This window comes from Bacillus sp. MMSF_3328 (assembly GCF_030733525.1).
In the GTDB taxonomy this organism is placed as follows: Bacteria; Bacillota; Bacilli; order Bacillales; family Cytobacillaceae; genus Bacillus_AB; species Bacillus_AB infantis.
Genome location: NZ_JASHIV010000003.1, coordinates 356,130 through 378,884 on the forward strand (window position 1 = coordinate 356,130; position 22,755 = coordinate 378,884).

The 22,755-nt window shown below is 46.2% G+C and carries 22 protein-coding genes; 5 read left to right on the forward strand and 17 right to left on the reverse strand.

Annotated elements, in window-relative coordinates; all coding sequences use genetic code 11:
- Positions 1-92: 92 nt before the first annotated feature.
- Both RBB45_RS08035 and RBB45_RS08040 read right to left on the reverse strand, forming a co-directional pair.
- The gene (locus tag RBB45_RS08035) at positions 93-2,228 is read right to left on the reverse strand and encodes a heavy metal translocating P-type ATPase (protein WP_148950893.1); all 2,136 of its coding nucleotides are present in this window, start codon (positions 2,226-2,228) and stop codon (positions 93-95) included.
- Positions 2,225-2,590, reverse strand: coding sequence for an ArsR/SmtB family transcription factor (locus RBB45_RS08040; RefSeq protein ID WP_009795078.1), 366 nt, complete (start codon positions 2,588-2,590; stop codon positions 2,225-2,227). The genes RBB45_RS08035 and RBB45_RS08040 overlap by 4 nt, the downstream gene beginning before the upstream one ends.
- A gap of 228 nt (positions 2,591-2,818) precedes the next feature.
- Here RBB45_RS08040 and RBB45_RS08045 point away from each other — a divergent pair, with 228 nt between their 5' ends.
- Positions 2,819-3,310, forward strand: coding sequence for a PCYCGC motif-containing (lipo)protein (locus tag RBB45_RS08045; RefSeq protein WP_269147780.1), 492 nt, complete (start codon positions 2,819-2,821; stop codon positions 3,308-3,310).
- A gap of 206 nt (positions 3,311-3,516) precedes the next feature.
- Here RBB45_RS08045 and RBB45_RS08050 read toward each other — a convergent pair whose 3' ends face one another.
- The 7 genes from RBB45_RS08050 to RBB45_RS08080 form a co-directional block, all read right to left on the reverse strand.
- A complete protein-coding gene (locus RBB45_RS08050; RefSeq protein WP_306009408.1) occupies positions 3,517-4,734 on the reverse strand; it encodes an MFS transporter in 1,218 nt (405 codons plus the stop codon).
- A gap of 55 nt (positions 4,735-4,789) precedes the next feature.
- Complete coding sequence (locus RBB45_RS08055) at positions 4,790-6,154, reverse strand: NAD(P)-binding domain-containing protein (RefSeq protein WP_224949887.1); 1,365 nt, start codon at positions 6,152-6,154, stop codon at positions 4,790-4,792.
- A 27-nt stretch (positions 6,155-6,181) separates the two neighbouring features.
- On the reverse strand, positions 6,182-6,634 hold the full coding sequence (locus tag RBB45_RS08060) for a MarR family winged helix-turn-helix transcriptional regulator (protein ID WP_009795074.1): 453 nt from the start codon (positions 6,632-6,634) through the stop codon (positions 6,182-6,184).
- A gap of 12 nt (positions 6,635-6,646) precedes the next feature.
- Complete coding sequence (locus RBB45_RS08065) at positions 6,647-7,777, reverse strand: NAD(P)-binding domain-containing protein (RefSeq protein WP_306009409.1); 1,131 nt, start codon at positions 7,775-7,777, stop codon at positions 6,647-6,649.
- A gap of 301 nt (positions 7,778-8,078) precedes the next feature.
- A complete protein-coding gene (locus RBB45_RS08070) occupies positions 8,079-8,375 on the reverse strand; it encodes a hypothetical protein (RefSeq protein WP_224949885.1) in 297 nt (98 codons plus the stop codon).
- Positions 8,376-8,499: 124 nt separating this feature from the next.
- On the reverse strand, positions 8,500-9,915 hold the full coding sequence (locus RBB45_RS08075; protein ID WP_009795070.1) for a SpoVR family protein: 1,416 nt from the start codon (positions 9,913-9,915) through the stop codon (positions 8,500-8,502).
- Positions 9,916-10,012: 97 nt separating this feature from the next.
- Positions 10,013-10,333 (reverse strand): DUF3889 domain-containing protein, encoded by a 321-nt coding sequence (locus RBB45_RS08080; RefSeq protein WP_009795069.1) that lies wholly within the window; start codon positions 10,331-10,333, stop codon positions 10,013-10,015.
- 211 nt (positions 10,334-10,544) lie between these two features.
- Here RBB45_RS08080 and RBB45_RS08085 point away from each other — a divergent pair, with 211 nt between their 5' ends.
- Positions 10,545-10,793, forward strand: a complete 249-nt coding sequence (locus RBB45_RS08085) for a YhdB family protein (protein ID WP_022543534.1) — start codon at positions 10,545-10,547, stop codon at positions 10,791-10,793.
- Between the two features lie 32 nt (positions 10,794-10,825).
- Here RBB45_RS08085 and RBB45_RS08090 read toward each other — a convergent pair whose 3' ends face one another.
- From RBB45_RS08090 to RBB45_RS08120, 7 genes are all read right to left on the reverse strand, one after another.
- Positions 10,826-12,064, reverse strand: coding sequence for an MFS transporter (locus RBB45_RS08090; protein WP_101551058.1), 1,239 nt, complete (start codon positions 12,062-12,064; stop codon positions 10,826-10,828).
- Between the two features lie 9 nt (positions 12,065-12,073).
- Positions 12,074-12,604 (reverse strand): NADPH-dependent FMN reductase, encoded by a 531-nt coding sequence (locus tag RBB45_RS08095; protein ID WP_306009410.1) that lies wholly within the window; start codon positions 12,602-12,604, stop codon positions 12,074-12,076.
- 147 nt (positions 12,605-12,751) lie between these two features.
- Positions 12,752-13,387 (reverse strand): response regulator, encoded by a 636-nt coding sequence (locus RBB45_RS08100; protein WP_148950897.1) that lies wholly within the window; start codon positions 13,385-13,387, stop codon positions 12,752-12,754.
- Between the two features lie 11 nt (positions 13,388-13,398).
- Entirely contained in the window at positions 13,399-14,517 is a 1,119-nt protein-coding gene (locus RBB45_RS08105) for a GAF domain-containing sensor histidine kinase (RefSeq protein ID WP_022543533.1), read from the reverse strand.
- 165 nt (positions 14,518-14,682) lie between these two features.
- Entirely contained in the window at positions 14,683-16,437 is a 1,755-nt protein-coding gene (locus tag RBB45_RS08110) for a phospho-sugar mutase (protein ID WP_035403176.1), read from the reverse strand.
- Between the two features lie 227 nt (positions 16,438-16,664).
- Positions 16,665-18,203 (reverse strand): carbon-nitrogen hydrolase family protein, encoded by a 1,539-nt coding sequence (locus tag RBB45_RS08115; RefSeq protein WP_009795062.1) that lies wholly within the window; start codon positions 18,201-18,203, stop codon positions 16,665-16,667.
- Positions 18,204-18,251: 48 nt separating this feature from the next.
- The gene (locus RBB45_RS08120; protein WP_306009411.1) at positions 18,252-18,800 is read right to left on the reverse strand and encodes a Rossmann-fold NAD(P)-binding domain-containing protein; all 549 of its coding nucleotides are present in this window, start codon (positions 18,798-18,800) and stop codon (positions 18,252-18,254) included.
- Positions 18,801-19,036: 236 nt separating this feature from the next.
- Between RBB45_RS08120 and RBB45_RS08125 the strand changes: the two genes are divergently transcribed.
- Together RBB45_RS08125 and RBB45_RS08130 are read left to right on the forward strand one after the other, a co-directional pair.
- Entirely contained in the window at positions 19,037-19,474 is a 438-nt protein-coding gene (locus RBB45_RS08125) for a disulfide oxidoreductase (protein WP_009795060.1), read from the forward strand.
- Position 19,475: 1 nt separating this feature from the next.
- Positions 19,476-19,946, forward strand: a complete 471-nt coding sequence (locus RBB45_RS08130) for a thioredoxin family protein (RefSeq protein WP_009795059.1) — start codon at positions 19,476-19,478, stop codon at positions 19,944-19,946.
- Positions 19,947-21,038: 1,092 nt separating this feature from the next.
- Here the strand turns inward: RBB45_RS08130 and RBB45_RS08135 are convergent.
- A complete protein-coding gene (locus RBB45_RS08135; RefSeq protein ID WP_022543532.1) occupies positions 21,039-21,437 on the reverse strand; it encodes a YhcU family protein in 399 nt (132 codons plus the stop codon).
- Between the two features lie 336 nt (positions 21,438-21,773).
- On the opposite strand from RBB45_RS08135, the gene RBB45_RS08140 reads away from it, so the two are divergent.
- Positions 21,774-22,685 carry an RluA family pseudouridine synthase gene (locus tag RBB45_RS08140; RefSeq protein ID WP_101551064.1) on the forward strand — a complete coding sequence of 304 codons (912 nt, stop codon included), beginning with the start codon at positions 21,774-21,776 and terminating at the stop codon, positions 22,683-22,685.
- Positions 22,686-22,755 lie beyond the last annotated feature (70 nt).

Genomic DNA, 22,755 nt, shown 5'->3' on the forward strand with positions numbered 1-22,755 from the left:
CCTTATTTATAACAGGCACCTGCAACTGGCCACTTGACACTTCCCTGTAAAAAAGGAAGCTTCCCTCATGACTTGGGAAGCTTCCTGCAGATCTATTTGTCCCTTATTCTTAAAAGCCGCAGCCCATTCAGCGTGACAATCAATGTTGCGCCCATATCAGCAAAGATGGCAATCCATAAAGTAAGCCAGCCGGGAATGACGAGCAGCAGGGCCACAAGCTTAATGCCCAGCGAGAATGTAATGTTCTGCTTGATGATCGTCATTGCTTTTCTGCTCAGCTTAACCGTAAAAGGCAGCTTCCCGAGGTCATCAGCCATCAGAGCAATATCAGCCGTTTCAAGAGCTGTATCCGTACCAGCGCCTCCCATGGCAATCCCAACTGTTGAAGCAGCCAGTGCAGGTGCATCATTCACACCGTCTCCCACCATGCCGGCACGTTTATATTTCTCCCGCAAGTCTTTGATATAGGAAAGTTTGTCTGCAGGCAGCAATTCGGCTTTGATGTCGGTTACCCCCGCTTGAACTCCAATGGCTTTTGCCGTTCCAAGATTATCACCTGTCAGCATAATAGTTTTCTCAATTCCTAATGCATGAAGCTTTTGAATGACATCCCTGCTATTTTCCCTCAGCACATCTGCAACAGCAATCACTCCCATTATTCCAGCTGGAGTTCCTGCTGCCATCACTGTCTTGCCCTGGTTTTGCAGGTCCAGTATCACCGTTCTTAATTCTTCAGGAATTCCATTCTGCAGTACTTCATCAAAAAGATTTGGACTGCCGACATAGCAGGTTTCACCACCTATCTTGCCTTTAATTCCTTTTCCCGTGATGGAGGCAAAGTCCTCCACTTCAATGTTTTGATAGTCCAGCCCTTCCTGCTCCGCTTTTTTCATGATGGCTGATGCCAATGGATGCCGGGAGCCGTTCTCAAGGGCAGCCACAGCAGAAAGCAGCTGTTTGGAGTCAGTCCCTGGAGAAGGGATAAAATCTGTAACAGCGGGACTCCCTTTTGTGAGGGTCCCTGTTTTATCGAATGCCAGGGCTTTTATGCCCCCCATCTCCTCCAGATGGATTCCGCCTTTGATCAGTACTCCATTTTTAGCAGCATTGCCAATCGCCGTCACAATGGCAACCGGAGTTGAAATGACCAGGGCACACGGACAGCCAACCACCAGCACTGCCAACCCCTGGTAGATCCATTCGCTCCAATCAGCACCAAAAAATAGAGGCGGAACAACTGCCGCACCGAATGCCACCATTATAATAATTGGTGTGTAGTACTTGGCAAATCTGTCGACAAATGCCTGTGAAGGGGCTCTTTCGGCCTGGGCTTCTTCAACAAGATGAATGATTTTGGCTATTGTTGTATCTTCTACGCGCTTGGTCACCTTAATTTCAAGGACACCTTCTTCATTTATCGTCCCAGCGAAGACTTCATCTCCCTTTGTTTTTGACACAGGGACAGATTCACCCGTAATGGCAGCTTGATTAACAGAAGATAAGCCTTTATCCACTGTTCCATCCATCGCAATTTTCTGGCCTGGCTTTACTATCATGATATCGCCAAGCTGGATATCCTCCACCTCAACCATCAGTTCCTGGTTTCCCCTGCGGATCAGCGCTTCCCTAGGGGCTATATCCATCAGCGTCCGGATCGACTGGCGTGCTTTATCCATTGAATAGGTTTCCAGGGCCTCGCTGATGGCAAATAATATGACAACAGTGGCCCCTTCCCCCCATTCACCTATAAATGCTGCACCAATGACCGCTATGGTCATCAGCGTCCTCATATCAAACTGGAGGCGGAAAAGGTTTTTTAAGCCTGTAATAAAAAGACGGCAGCCGCCGATTGCTATTGAAGCTGCGTACGCCAGGGCAGAGAACAAACTTTCCTCGCCGTTCATGTGTCCAGCTGCCCAGCCGATAATCAGCAGGACGAAGGAAGCTATAACATAAGAATGCTTTTGCCAAAAAGGCTCTTTCTTTTCTTCAAACCGCTGATTCTCAGGGATGATCCGCAGGTTTTCAAAGGCACCGGCCTTTTCCAGTTCCTTAATCGTGGCGTCTCCGTATACAGTCAGTTTTGAAGCGCCAAAGTTTACATTTGCATTAGAAACACCATCCAGGTGTTTTACGTTCTTTTCGAACTTAGCTGCACAGCCTGCTCAGGAAAAGCCCTGCACTCTATAGACCGTTTTATCAATAGATTTCCCCAAAGACTCACTCATTGGCCGGCCACCTCCTTTTGATGTTCGAAGGCAATCCGTATCAGCTGCTTCACATGCTCATCATCCAGGGAATAATAAACGAGCTTGCCTTCTTTCCGGTATTTTGCCAAACCAAGATTGCGCAGCAGGCGCAAGTGGTGGGAGGCTGTAGCAGTCGTACTGCCGACAATATTGGCTACATCACATACGCACAGCTCCTGTTCATGGCAAAGGGAAAGAGCAATCTTGACCCTGGTATCATCGGACAGCGCTTTGAATATTTGCGCAACTGCCTGTGTATTTTCTTTTTCAATGCTTTTCTTTATACGTTTAACTTTTACTTCATCCACACATTTTACTTCACAAATGTCATTCTGCTTCATAGCTTCACCCCAACATTCAAACATATATTTGATTATTAGTTTATGCAATTATTGGCAAACGGTCAAATAATTGTTTGAATGTTCCGGGAAAATTTCTGTGAAGTATGTGTCTATTTTTTGAAAAAGCAAAAATCCTTTCTGACATTTGTTCAATAAGGATTGTTTCATTGAGAGGTTTTTTTGTATGCTAGCATAGTAAAAGAAGATTTAAAGAGAGAGGGAGGTTCGATGAAGAGATCTATTTTTCCGATTCTTGCTGCTATTACGCTTGCGGCAGGATGTTCTTCTGCAGAGGAGGATTCCTCACATGCAGGCCATTCAGATGAACATAAGGATCAGGGTGCTCCAGAATTAACTTATACCCTGGGAAGCAATGATTGGGCGGCCGTGACCACTTACACAGACAGCCCGGAAATACTGGAAGCTTATCAGTTTGCAGTCGAGCATCCCGAGGTACTTAATTATATGCCATGCTATTGCGGCTGCTACGAGGAAGATGGCCACGAAAGCAATACCAATTGCTTTGTTGACAGTGTCAGCGGCAGCACCGTTTCCCTTGATACAATGGGCTTTGGCTGAGGGGTCTGTGTAGACATAGCCCGTGAGGCTAAATCAGAGTTTAATAAAGGGACACCTCTTAAGGATATCCGTACAATGATCGATGAGAAATATAAAGGGACAGGGATTGAATCAACTCCTACCCCAATGCCTGAAGTGTAAAAGCTTTGGCGGCAAAGGAAAAGCACACATCTGAAACTGCAGATGTGTGCTTTCTATTTTTGAATTTTAACAGGAGCTGCCTTCATTTTCACATTTCTTACTTAAACCAAGACCTGCGCTTGACTCAAACGCCAGTTTCGCTGAACCGCTTGATGCGATTTCCTATCTCATCACGCACATGCTTACCTACCTTTCGTTAACCTGCCTCAATTGGCATAGGATAATTCTGTGGGTTTAAAAAATTTCCACATAAAGATGATTAGCAGCATGATGCCTGAAGCCAGCCAAAAAACATTTGCCATTCCTATTGCTTTTTCTAACGAATATCCAGAGATTGGCCCTACAGCTGCTCCCAGATCAATTACGATTGTATAAGATGTCATAAAAAAGACTTTCCCTGAAGACTTAGAACAATATTGAGACATAAGTGTATCCATCACGGTAATAAGACTTGAAGAGGTCAGCAGATGCAAAAGTAAAAAAGGCAGCCATACCGCAATCGGCAGATGCAGGGGAATCACCGCCAGAAGAATAGCAGCCACACCTAAAAATAACAGCAGTATCTTGTGTTTTTCATCTGTTCTGTCCAATGCAGATCCTACTTTTGACACGACGAAAGGAGCAATTCCCCATCTGATTGCCTGCATAATGCCAGCTAAAGCAGCTGCCCCTATGGCCAGCCCATGGATATTGACTTGATCTGAGTATTGAATTTCAATCAAATGGCTTAAGCTTGCTGTCAGCATCCCATCAAGAAGCATCATCACCAGGAAGGCTGTCAGAAAAATCCTGATTAATTCTGGTTCCTTAAGCAGCTTCACATTTTCATATATGGTTGGTCCTGTTTGTTTTGGCGTATTTGTATGCAGAGCCTCAGGAAGAAATAGATGCAGGAAAGGAAGAATGATGAAAACAGAAAACCCTAATATCATACTGATGGCTGACATCCCGAACAAATCAGCAAACAGACCCCCTAGAAGCATGCCGAACAGGCTTCCGAGCCTGTACAGCCCGTTATACAACCCCATGAGCTGGCCCCGATTGCTGTCCGCTGCAAGCTGTAATATCAATAAATAAGCTCCAATCTTAAATATGGACCAGCAGAACCCCCAGATTGACCGAAGAAGAATCCACAATTCAAAATCTTTCACCACACCATATCCTAAGGTCGTGATGCCGCTAAAAATAACAGCTATGTACATCGCATTTCGAAATGTGACCTTTTTAAAGAAAAAACCAATGAGCGGATTCAGCGGCAGTCTCACAAAGCGGTTAACAGAAAGTAATACGCCGACCTGGATCAAAGATGAAAGCCCCGCTTCTTTCCAATGGACCGGCAAAACAATATAAAGCATAGAATCACCAGCCATACAGATTGCGGTCAAAAGGGCCATGCCTATTATAGTCTGCCTGTCAGTCTGCATTCTGCCCTCCCCTTTCAAAAGGACCAGTCATGTTTGGCTGGTCCTTTGTGCTGACTTATAAATTTTTTAATTCCAGCGAAGCGACAACGGCAGGTCCGCAGCAAGATTCCTGGCCGGCGCTCGCAGCCATGGTGTCAGACACACAGCAGCTTGATTGGATATTCGTGCTGCACACCCCTGTCTCGGGCAGCTCAAGCTGCACTTCTTTTGCGCCTTCTTTATCGCCGGTTAGATACGCTACTATGGAACGGACCTGTTCATAGCCTGTCGCAAGCAGGAAAGTCGGGGCCCTGCCATAGCTCTTCATGCCTGCAATATAGAAGTCCTTCTCAGGCTGGCGCAGTTCCTTTTCCCCATGCGGCCGGACGGTCCCGCAGCTATGGATATTCGGATCTATCAGCGGTGCAAGTTCCCCGGCACTTTCTACCGCAGCATCCAGCTGCAGCCTCACCTCATGCAGGAATGCTGTATCCGGCCGGAACCCCGTGCCTGCCACAATTTCATCAATATCCCCAATGGACATCTCTTCTCCATTCAGTTCTCCGATTAAGGCTAGTTTACCGTTGACTGATTGCACCTTGCTGATATGAAACGGAGTTAAAACCTCCACAGCCCCGGACTCCACAAGCTGCTGAATTCTGATACCGAGTTCTCCGCGGGCAGGCAGCCCATCGTTTTCCTGCCCGCCATACACTTGAGCTATATGCTTTTTTCGAAGTATCCAGTGAATAGCTGTATCAGGATATTCTTCTTTAAGCCTCGCCAGTTCAAGGAGGCCGTTAATGGCAGAATGGCCGCTGCCCACCACTGCAATGGTTTTATTTTTATATTTGCTTCCCTGCTTTTGAATATCAGGGATACCATAATGAATGCGGTCTCTCAGCGTTCTTTCTGACTTCGTCCAGATTCCATTCGATAATATAGGATTGGGATTAGTCCATGTACCTGAGCAGTCAATTACGGCTCTCGCTTCGAATAATTCTGTGGAATCTTCAACATCCACATAGATTTGAAATGGAGCGCTGTCCCTCTTTCCCGTTTTGAGTTTATCGTGTGCTTTTCTTGCGATACCGGTGACTTTTGCTTGTAATAAAATGTTTTTCTTTATGGCCGGAAGGCTGCTTAAAGGAAGCAGATACCGCTCGATAAGCTCCTTGCCTGCAGGCAGCTCTTGATCATCCGGAGCTTCCCATCCTGATGCCTCCAGCAATTCCTTCGCTGCTGCATCCACATTGTACTGCCAGGGGGAGAACATTCTGACATGGCTCCATTCCTTTATGCTGGAACCCGCACCATCACCGGATTCAAATAATATAAATGGCTCTTCTTTTTTCACTAAATGGGCTGCTGCTGCAAGACCGACCGGACCTCCTCCAATAATCGCAACAGGCAATTGCCCCTCATTAACCCTCTTCATCATATGTCCTCCTCTATTTAAGCAAAATTTTTAACAGCCTTTATTGTCTTTCCTGTCTCCGCAGCATACCGGGGATTCTGTCATGACATTCGCCAGAAGGCGGACGGATCGCTGGACAATATCCCGCTCAAAATCATTCATACGGGCAAAGACATCTTCCAGATAGGTATTCACCTGCTCATCAATGCCATCTGCAACCTTCTTTCCTGAGTCTGTCAATGAAAGGATGCTCGCCCTTTTATCTTCTTTGGATGGAAGCTTTTCAACCAGCCCCATTTTGCTTAATGTCTGAATCTGCCTCGAAAAAGTGGCAATTTCCACACCCAGAAGATCAGCGACATACTGCATGGACGGATTATGATTGACGCTTATTTCATAAAGGATATGGCTTTGAATCGCGGATACATCTATTCCATCTACAGAACAGCACACTTTGTTCAGCAGTCCAAAGCTTCTGGTAATGGATTGAAATGATTCTCTCATGCTAGTCCCTCCCTATATCAATGCAATCTTTTTTTCCTTCGTTTCCGTGATGCCGGAAATGATGGAGCAAGCTGTTTTTCTAAGGCCTAATATAAATCTGAATGTCGGACCATGACTATGGGATGAAAGGGGACCTGCAAAATAAAGTCCAGGTATATTCGATTCAAATGACTCACTCAATCTTGGGAACTGGGAAAAACCTTGTTCCCTGTCAATTTGCTCACGCAATTCGGCATTGATAAAATAGGCTTTGTCTAAATCGATATGAAACCCTGAAGCTGACAGGAGATGGTCCGCCAGCTTTTCTGTCCCATCAGACAACTTTAACAGCAACTGGCCATCCTGTTCTTTTATCTGTTGAATTTGTACATTTGCCCTTTGGGTAACGATTCCGTCGACATATGGTTTTAAGAAATGGGCAATACTCCCTGGCGACTGGCCCCATTCTTCTTTCTTTTCATCATCAGTGAGATGGAAGAATACATTACCCAGATCCCTCAGTTCTATCTCAGCTTCTCTGCTTCCGGCATAATTAGGTGATGCGGCTCTGTACACCAGCTCCACCTCTGCTCCTTCACGCTTTAATAGACCGGCTGCTTCCCATGCACTCTGTCCGCTTCCGAGCACGATAACCTTTTTATCCTTAAAAGCGGAGAAGTCTGTGTATCCGGAAGTATGGGAAACCAGCTTCGGGGAAAAATTTTTAACCATTTCCGGCAAGTATTTATAATGTTCAACTCCCGTTGCAACAACTACATTTCTGGCAAAATGCTTTTCGCCTGAATCTGAAACAACTTCATAGATGCCTTCCTTAAAGGAAACATGAGTGATTAATTGAGGAGTAAATATGATTCCTGCTTTCTCCGCAAACCAGCTGGCATATTGTGTAAAAATCGTACGCGGAAGAGGAGTCACAAGCTGTATCCCTGTTTCCGCTGCAAATTGATGTACTGTCCACTTATCCTCAGGATCAGAAAAACTCACAAAATCATGCGGGGTTCGGATAAACATATCCTGCGGCATTTGATTTTTCCAAAAATCCATAGGATATCCAAAAATTTTATAAGAAAGACCATTTCCCAATGCATGGGCAGCAAGTGAAATTCCATAAGGCCCAGAACCAATAATGATGACATCCAACATAATAACCTCTCCTTAGTTTACAAAATTGAGTAAATTTATGTATAAATAAAGTTCTTATAATTAATTTATAATACTTTTAGTTGAAATTTACAAGTAATTTTAAAAAAAAAAAAAAAAGAAGCCAGCAGGCCCTGATGTATTTAGCAGCCAATTGCTCTCATATCTTTTTAATAAACCGGCAGCATGAGAGGAAATGAGTGATGGACTTATAGAAGCTTTTTTCGTTTTGTTGGATTTTTGGTCAATATGCTTTCCTCTTCCTTATGGAGGCCCAGAAAAAAGAAATGACATGCAGAAGGATTCACTTGAAAAAATCAAGCAACTTCATCCACCATGAATCATCAAATTGACCATCAGATACCTGATGAAAACCGCTGAAGATCCCCAAATGTGTGATACCCTGTTCATGGTGGACATTTTGCGTATAAAAAGAGAAAAAAAGAAAATTCGTTCTCTCTGCTTTAACGATTGCCGGAGGCGGTTCTCCAGTTTGCTTCTCACTAAATTCCAGATAGTCCTGTTTTGAAGGATTGGTCAGGATGAATAAAATGGCCAGTAGAACTGCAGCTCCAAAAATAGATAAGCTCCTATTCCTCATGGATCTGTACCTCCATTTTTCTTCTTAGAAGCACATTTCGTTTAATTTCCCTGTAAATCCTTTTTTTTAAACGGATTTTGCCCAAAAGAAAAGGAAGCCGAACGGCTCCCCGTTTTTTTTATCCCTACAAATACTTCCTGTGTATCCCTTTCCCGTCATAGGTAAACAGCATCTGCTTGCCCTCAACGATCGTTTCGAGATTGACGCTGCGCCCCCAGAGCTGATGAACATAAGGAAGGACTTTCTCAAGGTACTTCAGATCCAGTTCAATTCCTTCAAATCCGTGCTTTAAGTACAGCTCCCCGTTTTTCAGATAGTCTCCGTCTGCGACTGTTAAGTATGGGAACCCTCCATTGACCCTCATGCTGACAAGCTGATCCCTTACCTCTTCCCAGCCTTTGTCCACGATCTTATAATCCTTCCCCTGCTTCTGAAACAGATACATATCCTCCCGCATGACAAGATCCTTTGTCAGGTAATTGCGCAGGAAGGAGATATCTGATTCGACCTCGCGCACTTCAAACATCTTCTCTCTGCCGGATCCGCTTTGGACGCCGCGCTTTTTCATTTCCTCTGAAGGATTGTCATAGCGGTCTTCAATATCCTCGAAAATTTTCAGGCCAAGATAATACGGATTGATATTAGTCCTCGAAGGCTGTACCACCCCTGCGTTAAGCTTCGCAAATTCAATGGATTCATCGCTGGTCAGATCCATCTCGCGGAGGATCCTCTGGTGCCAGAAGGATGCCCAGCCTTCGTTCATAATCTTCGTTTCCAGCTGCGGCCAGAAATACAGCATTTCCTCGCGCATCATCGTCAGTATATCCCGCTGCCAGTCTGTAAGCTCCCGGCTGTATGATTCAATAAACAGCAGGAGGTCCTTTTCAGGCTGCGGGGGAATTTTCTTCAGCTTCTTTTTCTTCTCAGGCTTCTTTTTGCTTCTGCTGTCCAGATTCCAGAGATCATCGTAAGGAGTCGCAGCCGGTGCTTCCTCTTCTTCATATTCAAAGTCTTCCGCGCTCCAGGCAAGCTTCGGCCGCATCAGGCTTGGATCAATATGCTCCTCGATGGCTAGCACAGCATCCAGGAAGGTTTCCACCTCATGCTTCCCATGCTCGATTTCATACTGGCGGATCCTTTCTGCTGTTGCAGACATGCTCTCCACCATGTCCCTTTTTGTATTCTGGAAACGGATATTGTTCTTGAAAAAGTCGCAGTGGGCCAGGACGTGGGCCACAATCAGTTTATTCTGGATAAGCGAATTCGAGTCAAGCAGAAACGCGTAGCAGGGATCTGAATTGATGACAAGCTCATATATTTTTGATAGGCCAAGGTCATAATGAAGCTTCATCTTATAAAACTGCTTGCCAAAGCTCCAGTGGGAAAATCGTGTGGGCATCCCGTAGGCGCCAAATGTATAAATGATATCGGCAGGGCATATTTCATACCGCATCGGATAAAAATCCAAGCCGAAACCCGTGGCAATCTCGGTTATTTCCTGTATGGCATGCTCAAGGCCTTTGCGGTCGGTGTCTCTCATCATCTCTCCTCCTTCATCTTCTTATCTCAATTTATGAGAGAAGGACGGGATTGATGAATCAATAAAAAGGGACTCTGCATCCTGAGTCCCTTAGTGCCTACTTTTTCTCTTCCACCGACAAGCTGATCAATTTATCATTGACAGTGTCATGCGACACCCTTACGACAACTGTCTTTGTTTTCTGTCCTTCTTTTACCTGAAACTCGAACAGATCTGCTGCCGTATTCTCTGATAATGCCTGGCGCCCCTGGTACTGGTAGTCGACGACTTCTTCCCCGGGATAATCCTCTTTGATCACGGAAGTCGCTATGCGGCCGAATTTTTCATAATCAGGCTTCTGCACAGCCAGGGCTGCCGGAGAAGCAAGTGCTGATAATAAGAATCCAAAAAGCAGCATAGAAAGAAAATGTTTTTTCATTTTTCAATCCTCCATCTTTTTCATTAGCTTTCTTCAGAACTGCAGACTTTATGCATGGTCATTTACTGCAGAGAAGTATCCTGCACTGCTTGTTCTATACAGGTAAAAGATGAAAGACGCGCTGTATCAGGAAGACCAAGATTTGCTGAGAGAAATCTGTACTGAAGGGCGCAAACTAATATCATCTCCTCAACATAGGAGGGTGAGCCAGATGAATAAAGTCGATTATGACCGGGCGTTATACTACACACACCGTTCAGAATGGGATAATCTCCTGATATTAATGGTCCGAACCCAGGACCAGTTCCTTTCCAAGAAAATTGAGCATTTCCTGCATGCGTATAACTTTGAAAAAGACTATTCCATGATCGAAAAGCATTTGTATTCTTTGCTGAGATATATCGATCATGCAAATGAAATTTCAGAGGACAGCCTGTTCAAGGAGCCTTTGTCAATATAACAAAAAGAATTCCACCAAAAAAACACGGTCAATCAGGCCGTGTTTTCCTTTGCTTCCCCTATTGTTTTCTCCTGCTGTCCTTCCTGGAGCAGCTTTCCTGCAATAACAGCTGCTGCGAAGGAAAAAATAAGCAGGAAGGATAGAATATAAAAACTGAAAGCTATGCTGGGGGCTCCTGACAGCCCGGTAAAAACAAGCAGCAGCAGCGTCCGGATTAAAAGCCCCATGGACCGGAAAAGGCTGTCTGTCCTGCCGATCAGATGATTCGGCACCCTTTCCATCATCAGTGCATTCCTGGCCACTCTTGTTCCAGCATTGCCAAAGGCAAGGAAGATCGCTAAGGACAAGAAGACAGGAACATCTTTTATAAAAACAATGACCGAAATGGCTGCTGTATAGGCACCGATCGTCAGAATCATCGACCTTTCATTGCCCCACCGGGAAGCGATGGCCGGAACAGCGAGTCCGGCCAATGCGGCTCCTATCCCATAAATCATGCTTTGGGTTCCATATACCGAAGCATCAGCCTGCAGAATATCCGCGATATAAACAGGGAACAGATAATTGGTCACCATGACGCCAATAAAAGGCATCATTGAAGCAAAAAGGAAGACAAACAGCACCGGACTTGCTTTAAGAAACAGCAGACCGCCTCCAGCTTTCACTTTCCCCTGCTGTTTAACAGAATTTTCTCCTGAGGTATAAGGAATCAGCCAAAACAGCCCAAATGCTCCCAGATAGGTCAAAGCATCAATCAGCAGCAGCCGCTCCAGAGGGACAGTGGATATGATGGCCGCTGCAAGCGCCCCCGCTGCCACGCTTGAAAGCTGGCCCTGAATCTCCATGGCGCCATTGAGCCTTCTATAGTGGGAAGGGTCGAAAATTTCCTGGTTGAATGCAAAGATGGCGGGATAAAACAATGTATAATAAAGGCTTCCAGCCCCGTACAGAATGATTAGATGGACTGTTTCATAATCGAGTCCAAAATAGCCGGCTGCGGAAAAAGCAGCGATTATGATAAAGCCTGCTCCTTCCCCGAACAAAAGTATCCTTTTGCGGGAAAAGCGGTCAATCAGCTGGCCAAAAAACGGTGTAACAGCAAAATTGATGATGGTCATGGCTATGGCCGCATAACCGAAAACCTTCCCGCCGTTTTCACCGGATGCAAGCAGCCAGGGAATCGCAATCATGGTAATCCCAGACCCGATGGAAGACAGAATATTGGCAGCAACAATAAAGCAGAAGCGACGATCGCGGTACAATCCATTCATGCTTTTTCCTTACTTGCCTTTCATCTGGACATAGCCATTTACATAAAGTTTCAGTTCATCCATCAGCTGATCGACGAGAGCTGCCGGCTCCTCGTTCAGCCCGTCATTATCATAATCAAAGCAGTGAGGATCAAGCACAAGCTGTTTTGGGATCACATTTGCATAGACCCCTCTTCCAACAGTCCTCATATTATTCAGGGCATTAATGCCCCCTTTTCCTCCGCCGGATACAGCGAGCAGTGCAACCGGCTTATGTGCGAACTGATCACTGCTCAGAAAATCAAGGGCGTTTTTCAGCACGCCGCTCATGGCGCTGTGGTATTCAGGCGAAGCAAGAACGATCCCGTCTGCCTCTGCAGCCCTCTGGCGCAGCTCCTTTACAGCCGTCAGCTCGTACTGGTGCTGCTCCCCGCTGTAAAGGGGAATCTCACCCAGGCTTAAATCAACCAGGTCTGCTCCGTACTTTTTCGCAATATACCGGGCAGCGATTCCTGTTCTGCCCTTTTTTCGTGGACTTCCGCTAAATACTGCAATTTTCATGCTAGTTCTCTCTCCTTTTCTGTAGCTTCTCTATGTTCTTATTATAGGGAGAGACTGCACCGCGGAAATCGTCGCTTTGTTTTAATGTTACATACACATTTAGTCTAACTGAAAATTCAGGCACCTACAACTTTGGATGGAGCCGTATTAAACAAGCTTCTCCCTCACAGCCAGCAGTGCTGCCTGCGTCCGGTCCGAGATCTCGAGCTTTGACAGCAGATTGGATACATGTGTCTTGACCGTTTTCTCTGTGATAAAAAGGGAGGCAGCGATTTCCTTATTGCTTTTCCCTTTCGCTATCTCCTTCAATACATCGAGTTCCCTTTTTGTCAGTTCATCTATTGGGCTTTTCTTCTTATCCTTATTGGACAGATGTGACAGCAGGTGGGAGGTTGCCTTTGGATGCAGCTGATTTTCCCCTTGCGTAACCTGGACGATCGCCTTCACAAGCTCATCCGGTTCTATATCCTTCAGCTGGTATCCGGAAGCCCCTGCCTCAAGTGCCGGAATGACATGGTCCTGATCGGAAAAGCTGGTTAGCATCAGAACCTTTGTTTCCGGGTATTTCTGTTTGATCATTCTTGTTGCCTCTATCCCATTCATATTCGGCATATCCAGGTCCATGAGGACTATATCCGGCTTTAGTCTCCCTGTCTGCTCGACTGCCTCCAGCCCGTCCTTTGCCTCCCCGGCAATTTCAATCTCCTTCTGCGTCTTAAGGAAAAAAATCAGACCCCTTCTGACAACATGGTGGTCATCAGCCACCAGCACGCGCACTTTCATCATAATCCCCCTTAAATTGGTATGCTTATCTGTATTTCTGTCCCTTTGCCTGGCGCAGTTTTGATAGAGAAACTGCCGCTAAGCATTTCTGTCCTTGCCTTCATACTGTTCAGTCCCATAGTAGGCAGGCCTTTTCCTTTATGATAGTAGAATCCGCAGCCTGCATCCTTTATGATCATTGTGACTCTGCTGCTGTCTTTCTCCACAAAAAGCCGCACCATATCCTTGCCTGAGTGCTTCTTGCAGTTTCCGAAGGCTTCCTGCCCCATTCTCCACAATGCTTCTTCAATTTTCCCCGGGAGGGCAATGATTCCTTTTACTTCTGCCTCTACCTGTAGGCCGAGCATCTGCCCATAATTCTTCAGGGCGCTGACAAGCCCGTTCTCAAGGCCGCGCGGGCGAAGCTGCCAGATCAGTGCCCTCATCTCGCTGAGCGCCTCCTGGGCAAGATCTTGTATGTAAGAAAATGTTTCCTTCACTTCAGCCCCTTCGGCCATTTCCATCCCGCCCCTTGCCGTTAAATTCACAGAAAACAGCAGCTGATTGACAGAGTCATGCAAGTCTCTTGCAAGCCTGTTCCTCTCAGCCGTAAGAGCCAATTCCTGCTCCCTCTGGGTCAGGGCAATCCGTTTAAGGGCCGTGCCTATTTGAAACGCAACTGATTCCAACAATGCCAGCTCCCCATCAGAGAATCTGGTTTTATGAGGGGAGCCGATATTAAGAATGCCGAACCTCTCTTCCCCTGCCCTCAAGGGGACACTGGCATGGTGGGTCAGCCCATTCGTATCTCCGCGCCCCTCTTCAATCGCTTCTTCAATCCGCTTGCAGCCGATAATATTGGTCGCCTTATTCAGCTTGCCATTATTGAATCTGTCAACGCACCAGCAGCCTCCCTGGCACATTGGCGCATAGTGATTTAAGGACAAGGCCTGCGGAAGCCGCTCTTTTGCGGCAAGATGATATCCTCCTTCCCCATCAATCAGAAAGATCCAGCCTGTTTCCAGATTTGTCACTTCAAGCAGCTTCTTCAGCACTTCCGGCAAAACTGACTTTATATCCGTCCCCTCATTGAGAAGCTCTGCGATTCCTTTTAATATTTTCACTTCAGAAAGCCGGTCTTCCATGGTCATACTCGTGCCTCCCATTTTTACTCTCTTTATTATAAAGCTTTGTGAACAGTTCGGCCTTCGCATTTTGGATGAGGAGCGTCTGCGGCTAAAGTTGCAGCTTCTTTATTAAAAATGCGCAGAAGAAAAGGCGGATTCTGCTCTGCAGAACGGCCGCCTTTTCTTTGGTCAGGCCTTCTTGGCCTCTTCAAGCTTTTTCATTTTTTCATCAATCAGATTCATGAACTCGTTTTCAAGCTTTGCCAGCTTTTCCCTGCTCTCTTCCAGTCCTGTGCTGTTGACTCCGAAATAGAATTTGATCTTCGGCTCTGTTCCGGAAGGACGCAGGCAGATCCATGAACCGTCCTCAAAAAGATACTTGATGACATTGGACTTCGGCAGGCCGATTGGTTCTTCCTCGCCTGTTGCCGGCTTAGCAAGGCCTGTCAGATAATCCTCCATCCTCAGGACCTTCCATTCACCCAGGCTTTCAATCGGATCTCTTCGGAAGGAAGCCAGCGTTTCCTGGATCAGCTCGGCCCCCTGCTTCCCTTTAAGGGTGAGAGATCTGAGCCCTTCCAGATAATAGCCATATTCCTTGTAGATAGCCATCAGTGCATCGTACAGCGACATACCCTTTTTCTTGTAGAAAGCGCATGCTTCTGTCGCCAGAAGGGCAGCCTGGACGGCATCTTTATCACGGGCAAAATCGCCGATCAGATAGCCATAGCTCTCTTCGTAGCCGAACAGGAATTTGTAGCTGTTTTCTTTATAGAAAGCATTGATTTTCTCAGCGATGAATTTAAAGCCCGTAAGCACATCCATGACCTCTACATCATGGGACTCGGCAATTTTTGCACCCAGTTCCGATGTAACAATCGTTTTCAGCATCGCTCCATTTGAAGGAAGCGTTCCCTTTGCTTTCTTCTCGTTCAGAATATAGTGAAGCAGAATGGCGCCGGTCTGATTCCCGGTCAGAACGGTATATTCCCCTCTGTCATCCTTGACTGCGATTCCAAGCCTGTCTGCATCAGGATCTGTTGCGATCAGAAGATCTGCCCCAACCTCATTGCCGAGCTTGATTGCGAGTTCAAATGCGGCATGCTCTTCCGGATTCGGGCTTTTGACAGTTGAGAAGCCCGGGTCTGGAACAGCCTGCTCCTCAACCGTATAAACATGCCTGTAATCCATTGCTGCCAGTATATCCTGCACTGGCTTACCGGCGGTGCCATGCAGCGGGGTAAATACTACTTTTATGTCTGTTTCACTGCCGAGGGCCGGATTTTCAGAAATGGTTTTGAGCTTTTCCTGATAAGCCTGGTCCACTTCCTCCCCGATCATCGTAATGAGCCCCTGCTCCAGCAGAGTTTCTTCTTCAGCCGCCTCTATCAGCAGCTCATTTTCAATTTCATTGACTTTTTCTATGACGATGTCTGCGCTTTCAGGAGGCAGCTGTGCGCCATCCTCGCCGTATACCTTATAGCCATTATATTCAGGCGGGTTATGGCTTGCGGTGATCACAACACCGGCAAATGCCTGCAGATAGCGGACCGCAAAGGATAACTCAGGCGTTGGCCTCAAACCATTGAATACATAAGCACGGATTCCGCGCGTTGCCAGCGTTTTAGCCGTCTCCATTGCAAATTCCTTTGACATATAGCGCGAATCGTACGCGATTGCCGCGCCTCTTTTTTTAGCTTCTGCCCCGTATGTTTCAATATAGGAAGCAAGTCCGGCTGCTGCCTTCCTGACCGTATAGATGTTCATTCTGTTCGTGCCGGGGCCGATTTCTCCCCTCATGCCGCCTGTGCCGAATTCCAGATCTTTATAGAAGGCATCCTCCATCCTGCTGTCATCCAAGCGAAGCTCTGCCAGCTCCTGCTGCAGGCTGCTGTCCATATTTGCATATCCAAGCCATTTTTCCGCTTTTTGTTTCCAGTCCATCTCTTTACCTCCCGGCTGCCTCTCAACAGGCTGATTGCAGTAAAGCATCTGGCGCTCGTTCTGCTTTTCTGTTATGTACTTGTTCATCCCTTCACAGGGACTGTTTATTTTATACATTCTGCTGCGGCCCGCGAATTTCCTCCTGAAACCTTTCGAGCTTTCACGACAATTTTCCGCAATTATATTATATAGAAAAAGGCCTGCCAGTGAAAGGCAGGCTGCTGATGTTATTTTTTGTAATGAATCTTATAGATATCATGGCGCCGGTCCTTCAGCTGGCGGACTGTCCCGTCCTGGCGCTGGCGCCTGAGGATTTCAAGGTCCACATCCCCGATCAGCACCATTTCGATATTGGGATTGGTCTCTCCGACGATGCCATCCCTTGCAAACTCAAAGTCTGACGGCGCAAAAATGCCTGACTGCGCATATTGGATATCCATATTCTCCGTTTGCGGCAAGTTCCCGACCGTTCCCGAAATGACCGTATAGATTTGATTTTCGACCGCTCTTGCCTGTGCACAGTACTTGACACGCAGATAGCCTTGGCGGTCTTCTGTACAAAACGGGGTAAAAATAATCTTTGCGCCTTTATCTGCTGCGATCCTGGCAAGCTCAGGGAATTCAATATCATAGCAGATCTGGATCGCAATCCTTCCGCAGTCTGTATCGAATACCTTCACTTCATCCCCGCGGCTGATCCCCCACCATTTACGCTCATTCGGGGTGATATGGAGCTTATATTGCTTTTCAATCGTGCCATCTCTCCGGAAAAGATAGGCAATATTGTAGATTTCATCATCATCCTCTTTGACGAAATGGGAGCCGCCGATGATATTGACATTATATCTGACAGCCAGATCGGTAAACAGCTCGATATATTCTTCTGTGTACTCTGTAACCCTCCGCACTGCAAGGCTGGGTGACTTTTCATCAAGGAATGACATCAGCTGCGTGGTGAATATCTCAGGGAAAACCGCAAAATCGGCCCCTGCATCTGAGGCGACGTCTGTAAAATATTCCACCTGGTTTGCAAAATCATCAAATGAACTGATTTGCCTCATCATGTACTGAACCACACAAATCCTTACTGGATAGCTTGTTTTATAGAATCTTTTCGTTGTTGGCAGGTAGTCGACATTATTCCATTCCATCAGGGTCGCATATTTGTTGGACTGGACATCATCCGGCAGATAATTAGGATTGATCCGCATGAGAGTGAACTCATTCAGGAGCTGGAATGAGAGGACCGGATCATAAATTTTATGGCGGGATACCTCGCTTACATACTCGCGCGGGCTCATTTCCCCGGCATATTTATGATAGTTCGGGATCCTGCCGCCAATGATGATGCTTTTCAGGTTCATCTGCCGCACCAGTTCTTTCCGTGCCTCATACAGGCGGTAGCCGATTTTCATGCGCCGGAAATCGGGGTGCACCATTACTTCAATGCCGTATAAATTATACCCATCCTGATTATGGTTCGTAATATAGCCATTATCCGTCACATCGCTCCACGAATGCCTGTCATCATATTCATCGAAATTGATGATCAGGCTGGAACAGGACCCGATGATATCGCCATCATATTCTGCGACAAACTGGCCCTCCGGGAAGACTTCCAGATGGCTCTCCAGATGCTCCCGCTTCCACGGATCCATCCCGGGAAAGCATAGCTCCTGCAGGGCTATGATTTTATCAATATCTTCAGCCCTTGTATTGCGTATGATCATTTTCTTCTCAAATTTACTCAAATCCAATTTTGACATACTGTCTGCATCTCCTCTTATTCGCGCTGCATGTTAATGGCATTTACACTATGAGGGCCTTTTCTCCCAAGGCTCCGTCACGCCCGCTGTGAATAAGGAGGCTTTCAGGCTGATTGCCTTCAGCACCCCCTCAGAAATTTCCTCATGGGTAAGCCATCTGGCCTTTTCCCCTTCAAAACGGAATCCAAGAATAATCCTCATCCACTTGAGAGAGGAAGTTTCCAGGCCTTTGAAAGGCTCCCTCGAAGCATGGCTGCCTTTAATCTCATACAGCTCTGTAAACTTGTCATCTTTCGCTATGTACTGCAAAAGCCACTGGAAGCTGTCCGAAGCATCGCTTCTCATCCAAACGGCGGCCAAATCGAACGTCCCCCGGTCCAGAACAGCTTGGATCAAGCATTCCTGGAACTGGACGGGACTGTAATAGTCTGCTTGTATAAAAGAAACGTCTCCAGGTACAGAAATTTCTTCCATCATTTTTAAAAAATGATCATGGCTTCTGCCCATTGCACTGACATGGAATCCTTCTTTGCAGAGCGATTCAATCACTCTTTTTAACATACCCGTTCCGCCAATGACTAACGCATGTTTTTTCATATTAATACTCCTTTTACAGATAGGATAATATTAGGACTGATGCTCGCCCCTGCATCAATGGTAGAATGAAAGAAGGAATTTCCGGCTGCCGTTAACAGCTTATGCCTGCACATCTTCACTCATGCTGTCCTGAACACTGCAAAAATGTGAAGATTAGGTGTCTTTAATTCAAGGGAATTTACAAGTCCGGAGAATCTCTTTATAATTTCACCATAAACCAATTAAAGGAGAAGCATATGGATAAGCCAAAACAAGATCCGAGGGAAAACCTTTTATTCCTTTCCTGGGCAGCCTCCATCCTGGCGATGTTCGGAAGCCTCTATTTTTCTGAAGTCCGCCATTATGAGCCCTGCGCACTCTGCTGGTACCAGCGCATCGCCATGTACCCCCTCGCCGTCATACTCGGGATCGCTGTGATTAAAAAAGACTTTAAAATCAGCTTTTATACAATGATCCTCTCCGCTGCCGGTGCATGCATATCTATTTATCATTATTCTATACAGAAGGTCTCATTCCTTGGCGAAAATGCCCTTTCCTGCGGCAGGGTCCCATGCACAGGGCAATATATCAACTGGCTGGGATTCATTACGATTCCCCTGCTTGCGCTTACAGCTTTTATCATTATCTTTATAACAAGCTTGATCATCTGGAAAAAAACAAAGGAGGCAGTGTGATTTGAAGAAAGTCATTATATTTTTAGTTATTATCATAGCACTATTTGCAGGTGTGGCAGTGCTCACCAGTATGCAGAATAAAGAAAAGGTATCCGGCAATAACCCATACGGAACAGAGAATCTGAAGTCTGAAACAATCGACCAGCTCGATGATCCGAACTACCAGAACATTATTCTCCCGGATGAACTGGAGAAAAAGCTTGAAGCAGGAGAAGACGCAACCGTCTACTTCTTCAGCCCTACATGCCCGCACTGCCAAAGGACAACCCCTGTTGTCGCCCCGCTGGCAGATGAGATGGGAGTCGACCTTGTACAATTCAACCTGTGGGAATTCGAAAACGGCTGGGACAACTACAACATAAACGAAACACCAACAATCGTCCAATACAAAGACGGCAAAGAAACAAACAGAATCACAGGCTCACAAGACAAAGAAGTATTCGAAGAATGGTTTAACGAGAATTCTAAATAAGAAAAAACGGGAAGGATCGCTCCTTCCCGTTTTTACGTTTATATATGATGATAAATCCAATGATAAGAATTAATGCTTCTATCATGATGTTGACCTCAATAAAACTAGCCCCTACTCGTAACATCGCAGGTTAACCCGTTCAGAATGCCTGCAGTTACAAACATTCCCGAATCAGAGCTGCATTACGGAAGGAGCTGGTTGTTATGCAGGATGTCCAACAATTAGCGGGTTTATACCTCTTAAGACTTTATTTATCTAGTGCTCCTGAAAAAGAGATTGAAACGAATCTTTAGTCCCGATTATTGGTTTTGCAGAAATGTACCAAAGTTTAAAAAGCCCTGTTGGTTGGAGTGGAGGGCACGCAGACTCCTCATAAAATGCATGCTCATTTTCTTCGTGCGATGCAGGCACGCGGAAGATAATTTAAAGTCCTGCGGGATTGCAGCGGAAATGTTGAGACCCCGCAGCGCGCAAGCGTGAGGAGGCTCAACTCCGCCCCGCGGAAAGCGAAGTGCCTGGAGTGCAGATCAACAGCCTCAGTTATAGCGCAATCTAATAAAATCTTTTGATTTTAAATAGGAATAATGAGGTGCCATTTGCCACAAAATTATCAAAAACCCTGTTGATCGGAACGGAAGGCACGCAGACTCCTGCGGGATTGCAGCGGAAATGTTGAGACCCCGCAGCGCGCAAGCGCGAGGAGGCTCAACTCCGCCCCGCGGAAAGCGAAGTGCCTGGAGTGCAGATCAACAGCCTTGGTTATAGCGCAAATCTAATAAAATCTTTTTGATTTTAAATAGGATTAGAACTAGAAACCATTGTCTGGACTACCCTATTAAAGTCAGCAGGAGCTGCAAAACTCTCAACGCCCCTGTTGGTTGGAGTGGAGGGCATGCAGACTCCTGCGGGGAATAGCGGCAAAGCTGAGACCCCGCAGGAGCTTGCTCTGAGGAGGCTGAGCGCCGCCCCACGGAAAGCGAAGTGCCCGGAACGGAAACCAACAGCTCCATATTAAATAAAACACTATAAAAAAAACAGGAAGAAGCACCCCCGCTCCTTCCCGTTCTTCAAACTCACTACTTCTGCCCCATTTTAAACCAAAAGCTCATTCGCCGCTTTCGTATACACACTAAACATATCACCCTTCAGCTCTTTTGCATCAATAAAAGAGCTGAAGCCGAAAGGAAAGAATAATCCGAAATCTTTCAGGATATGTACATTCTTCTGAAAGATGCCCTCATATCGGTTTTCCGGATCAGAAGATTCCAGGATAGAAATCAGCGTCTGCAGGCTGGCGATCACCTGAAATGCTTCCTTCAAAGTCCCGAAATATTCAAAATGCCTGGTAGAAGTATGCAGCACCTTCAGCTTTTCAAACTCTTTAATATCCTCATCTGAAAAATAAGCAGGAAAAATAGATGTATAAAAATAATCTACCAGTTCCCTGATCCTCTCTTCCTGGTTAGGAGTCGATGCAAAAACTACTTTCACTGAAAACCCACCTTTGTAATCCTTGTAATCATTTCGTAACATATAATCCTAGAATAACATATCAGCCGAATCTCTAAGGGTGGTAATTATACCCATAGAGACGGCATTTTTTTACATAGCCTAGGAAATCGCGAATAAAGAAACCGCTTTTTTTTACATAAAAATATGTCTTTTGGCTTACCCGCTTACAATTATACAATATTGGAGCATACTGGGGAGATATGAATCGGCTGCCGGCATCCATTGCATGGAAACATTTTTCATGTATGATTTATATGTGAATTAACGGCTTACTATTATAGGAAAATACTGGCTGAAGGAGGGCTTTGTATCATTATGAAGAAAAAAGGTGAATGGTTTGAAATTATAATCCCCAGCCACTGGGAGGGCATGACGCTTGAGGAGCTTCTCCGCAGCCGCTGGAAGGCCCCTAAAAAGCAAATCCATTTGATGAGAATGGAAAAAAGCATATTAGTGGACGGTTCAGCTCCTGCCTGGACATCACCGCTTATTGAAGGCAGCAGGCTGGGGCTAAAGCTTTTTGCTGAAGAAGATTTCGGCGTAAAGCCTGCATACCATGAAATTGACGTGCTGTATGAGGATGATCATATGCTGATTCTCAACAAGCCTGCCGGCATGGATACTCACCCCAATGAGCCGATGCAGGAAGACACGCTTGCCAACGCAGCTGCCTTTCATCTCCTGGCCAAAGGGGAGTACCGCCAGGTCAAGCACATCCACCGCCTTGATAAAGATACAACCGGTGCTGTATTGTTCGCCAAGCATGCACTTGCAGGAGGCATGCTTGATCAGCTTCTTAAGGAAAGAAAAATCAAGCGGACCTATATCGCCATGGCGGACGGGGTCATTAAACAAAAAAAAGGGGTGATCCGCAAGCCCATTGGGCGGGACAGGCATCACCCAACAAGAAGGCGGGTTTCCCCAGGCGGTCAGGATGCGGTCACTCATTATGAAGTTGCTGCAATATTTCCAAGAGAGCAGCAGACCCTTGTGTCCTGCCGGCTGGAAACAGGAAGGACCCATCAGATCAGGGTCCACTTCAGTGATATGGGCCACCCATTGACTGGGGACAGATTGTATGGCGGCAGCCCGGCCTTTCCGCGGCAGGCCCTTCATGCTGCCAAGCTGGAGGTTCCGCATCCCTTTACAGAGGAAGCAGTGGTCTGTTACGCACCTGTAACTGACTGCCCGGAAATGTTCAGAGGCTTTCAGCCGGAGGAGCTTTAAATCTTTCTGCAGAAGCAAATGAAGGATTCATGCTGAGCCACCTGAGACCCTCTTTACTGCAAAAAGCCTT